At 51.8% G+C, this 3,938-nt stretch carries 2 rRNA genes and 1 pseudogene; 1 reads left to right on the forward strand and 2 read right to left on the reverse strand.

Annotated features, from left to right (window positions below):
* Positions 1-525, forward strand: a pseudogene (locus AC1DOC_RS23315) (MBL fold metallo-hydrolase); the annotation flags it as partial.
* A 109-nt stretch (positions 526-634) separates the two neighbouring features.
* Here AC1DOC_RS23315 and rrf read toward each other — a convergent pair.
* Both rrf and AC1DOC_RS23325 read right to left on the reverse strand, forming a co-directional pair.
* Positions 635-747 (reverse strand): 5S ribosomal RNA (gene rrf / locus AC1DOC_RS23320).
* Between the two features lie 128 nt (positions 748-875).
* Positions 876-3,748 (reverse strand): 23S ribosomal RNA (locus AC1DOC_RS23325).
* Positions 3,749-3,938: the final 190 nt, after the last annotated feature.

The following is a 3,938-nucleotide window of genomic DNA, read 5'->3' on the forward strand; positions in this document are numbered from 1 at the left end:
ATCCCGTGGCAGGTGCATGGCGCGCCTGGCCATGATCCCCACTCGATCATCCTCTTCGATCCCGCTTCACGGACGCTGATCTCGGCGGACGCCCTGTGGGAAAGCGGCTTCGGCGTCGCCTTTCCCGAACTCGTGGGCGAACCGTCATTCGGCGATCTGGCTGTGACGCTGGATCGGATCGAGGCGCTGGGGCCGCTGCAGGTGATCCCGGGCCATGGTTCGGTCTTTGGCGATGTCGGCAAAGCCTTGGCCACGGCGCGCCGCCGGCTCGAGGGTCTTCAGCGCGACCCCGTGAAGCATGCGCGGCACGCCATCAAGGTGCTGATGAAGTTCAAGCTGCTGGAGGTGCAGTCCATTGCCCTTGACGACTGGAAAGCCTGGGTCCGCAGCACGTCGTATGTGGATATCGTTCGTTCGCGCTTCTTTGCCGACGTGGAATTGGAGCAACTGGCCGGGGACGTCTTGCACGAACTGATCGGCGCAGGTGCGGCGGAGATGGACTCCTCGGGCATCCGCAATATCTGATCTTTGTCTGCTGGAATAAAAAAAGCGCGCCACCGAAAGATGACGCGCTTTTTAAAGCTGCAAAGAAAAAAGCCCAACACACCGTGTTGGGCTTTTCCTGGCTGTAAGAGCCTGACGATGACCTACTTTCACACGGGAACCCGCACTATCATCGGCGCTGACGCGTTTCACTGTCCTGTTCGGGATGGGAAGGAGTGGTACCACGTCGCTATGGTCATCAGGCATAACTTGTTGTCGTGCTGATCACATGATCAACACAACGAATTCATAGAGTTTGGAATCAGCTTTTGGCGAATTATTTTGAATGCGTCAACTTGGCATAACACCTTGATCTGATTGATCAAAGTTATAGGGTCAAGCCGCACGAGCAATTAGTATCAGTTAGCTTAACGCATTACTGCGCTTCCACACCTGACCTATCAACGTCCTGGTCTTGAACGACTCTTTAGGGGGCTCAAGGCCCCGGCAGATCTCATCTTGAAACGAGTTTCCCGCTTAGATGCTTTCAGCGGTTATCTCTTCCACACTTAGCTACTCGGCAATGCCACTGGCGTGACAACCGATACACCAGAGGTGTGTCCACTCCGGTCCTCTCGTACTAGGAGCAGGCTTCCTCAAATCTGCAGCGCCCACGGAAGATAGGGACCAAACTGTCTCACGACGTTTTAAACCCAGCTCACGTACCTCTTTAAATGGCGAACAGCCATACCCTTGGGACCKRCTWCAGCCCCAGGATGWGATGAGCCGACATCGAGGTGCCAAACACCGCCGTCGATATGAACTCTTGGGCGGTATCAGCCTGTTATCCCCRGAGTACCTTTTATCCGTTGAGCGATGGCCCTTCCATACAGAACCACCGGATCACTAWGTCCTKCTTTCGCMTCTGCTCGACTTGTMRGTCTCGCAGTYAAGCMCSCTTATGCCATTGCACTATCGTCACGATGTCYGACCGTAACTAGCGTACCTTCGAACTCCTCCGTTACGCTTTRGGAGGAGACCGCCCCAGTCAAACTGCCTACCATGCACTGTCCCCGATCCAGATAATGGACCTAGGTTAGAACCTCAAACACACCAGGGTGGTATTTCAACGTTGGCTCCACAASATCTAGCGACCCYGCTTCAAAGCCTCCCACCTATCCTACACAGATCTGTTCAAAGTCCARTRCAAAGCTAYAGTAAAGGTTCATGGGGTCTTTCCGTCTTTCCGCGGGGAGATTGCATCATCACAAACATTTCAACTTCGCTGAGTCTCAGGAGGAGACAGTGTGGCCATCGTTACGCCATTCGTGCAGGTCGGAACTTACCCGACAAGGAATTTCGCTACCTTAGGACCGTTATAGTTACGGCCGCCGTTTACTGGGACTTCRATCAAGAGCTTGCACCCCATCAWTTAAYCTTCCAGCACCGGGCAGGCGTCACACCCTATACGTCCACTTTCGTGTTTGCAGAGTGCTGTGTTTTTAATAAACAGTCGCAGCCACCGATTTTTTGCAACCCATTCATGCTTCGTTGTTCACTACACACTAATAGGGCACACCTTCTTCCGAAGTTACGGTRYCAATTTGCCGAGTTCCTTCTCCYGAGTTCTCTCAAGCGCCTTAGAATACTCATCTCGCSCACCWGTGTCGGTTTGCGGTACGGTCGTATATAGCTGAAGCTTAGTGGCTTTTCCTGGAACCTCGTTCAGTCACTTCACGGACAAGTCCGCTCGATCGTTGGCCTCGGTATATGTGCACCGGATTTGCCTAATGCACGCCTACATCCAACTAAACCGGGATATCCAACACCCGGATGACCTATTAAGATCCGTCCCCACATCGCACTATATAACGGTACAGGAATATTRACCTGYTTCCCATCRRCTACGCATCTCTGCCTCGCCTTAGGGGCCGACTCACTCTACGCCGATGAACGTTGCGTAGAAAACCTTGCGCTTACGGCGAGGGGGCTTTTCACCCCCTTTAACGCTACTCATGTCAGCATTCGCACTTCTGATACCTCCAGCACGCTTTACAACGCACCTTCACAGGCTTACAGAACGCTCTCCTACCACTTGCAATAAATTGCAAATCCGCAGCTTCGGTAACTGGCTTAGCCCCGTTACATCTTCCGCGCAGGMCGACTCGAYCAGTGAGCTATTACGCTTTCTTTAAATGATGGCTGCTTCTAAGCCAACATCCTGRCTGTYTKRGCCTTCCCACWTCGTTTCCCACTTAGCCAATTTTAGGGACCTTAGCTGGCGGTCTGGGTTGTTTCCCTCTTGAGTCCGGACGTTAGCACCCGGTGCTCTGTCTCCCAAGCTGTACTCATCGGTATTCGGAGTTTGCCTTGGTTTGGTAAGTCGCCATGACCCCCTAGCCAAAACAGTGCTCTACCCCCGATGGTAATACTTGAGGCACTACCTAAATAGTTTTCGGAGAGAACCAGCTATTTCCAAGTTTGTTTAGCCTTTCACCCCTATCCACAGCTCATCCGCTAGTTTTGCAACACTAGTCGGTTCGGACCTCCAGTACCTGTTACGGCACCTTCATCCTGGCCATGGATAGATCACTTGGTTTCGGGTCTACACCCAGCGACTGATCGCCCTATTCGGACTCGATTTCTCTACGGCTTCCCTATTCGGTTAASCTYGCCACTGAAWRTAAGTCGCTGACCCATTATACAAAAGGTACGCAGTCACCCCTTACGAGGCTCCTACTTTTTGTAAGCACGCGGTTTCAGGATCTATTTCACTCCCCTCCCGGGGTTCTTTTCGCCTTTCCCTCACGGTACTAGTTCACTATCGGTCGATGATGAGTATTTAGCCTTGGAGGATGGTCCCCCCATATTCAGACAGGATTTCTCGTGTCCCGCCCTACTTGTCGTTAGCTCAGTACCACACAGGTCATTTCACGTACGGGGCTATCACCCGCTATGGCCAGTCTTTCCAAACTGTTCCGTTATGTCTTGTGCTATCACTAACAGGCTTCTCCGATTTCGCTCGCCACTACTTTCGGAATCTCGGTTGATGTCTTTTCCTCGAGCTACTGAGATGTTTCAGTTCACCCGGTTCGCCTCGCATGACTATGTATTCATCATGCGATACCTTTCGGTGGGTTTCCCCATTCGGAAATCTCCGGATCAAAGCTAATTTGCCAGCTCCCCGAAGCTTATCGCAGGCTATCACGTCCTTCGTCGCCTATCATCGCCAAGGCATCCACCACGTGCTCTTATTCACTTGACCCTATAACTTTGACGTTTCTTGCGAAACTACAAAATCATCACAAGGAATATGTCAGGTCTCTCACCTGACGCGTTATGCCGTTACATTCAAAATTCGATTTGACTCGAAATTGAAGTTTCTTTTGACGCAATCAAAAATTCTATGTTGCTGATGGCACGGTCTGCACTAAACCTTTACGAATGTGCAGTTT

The organism is Variovorax sp. 01T439_2, from assembly GCF_056398445.1.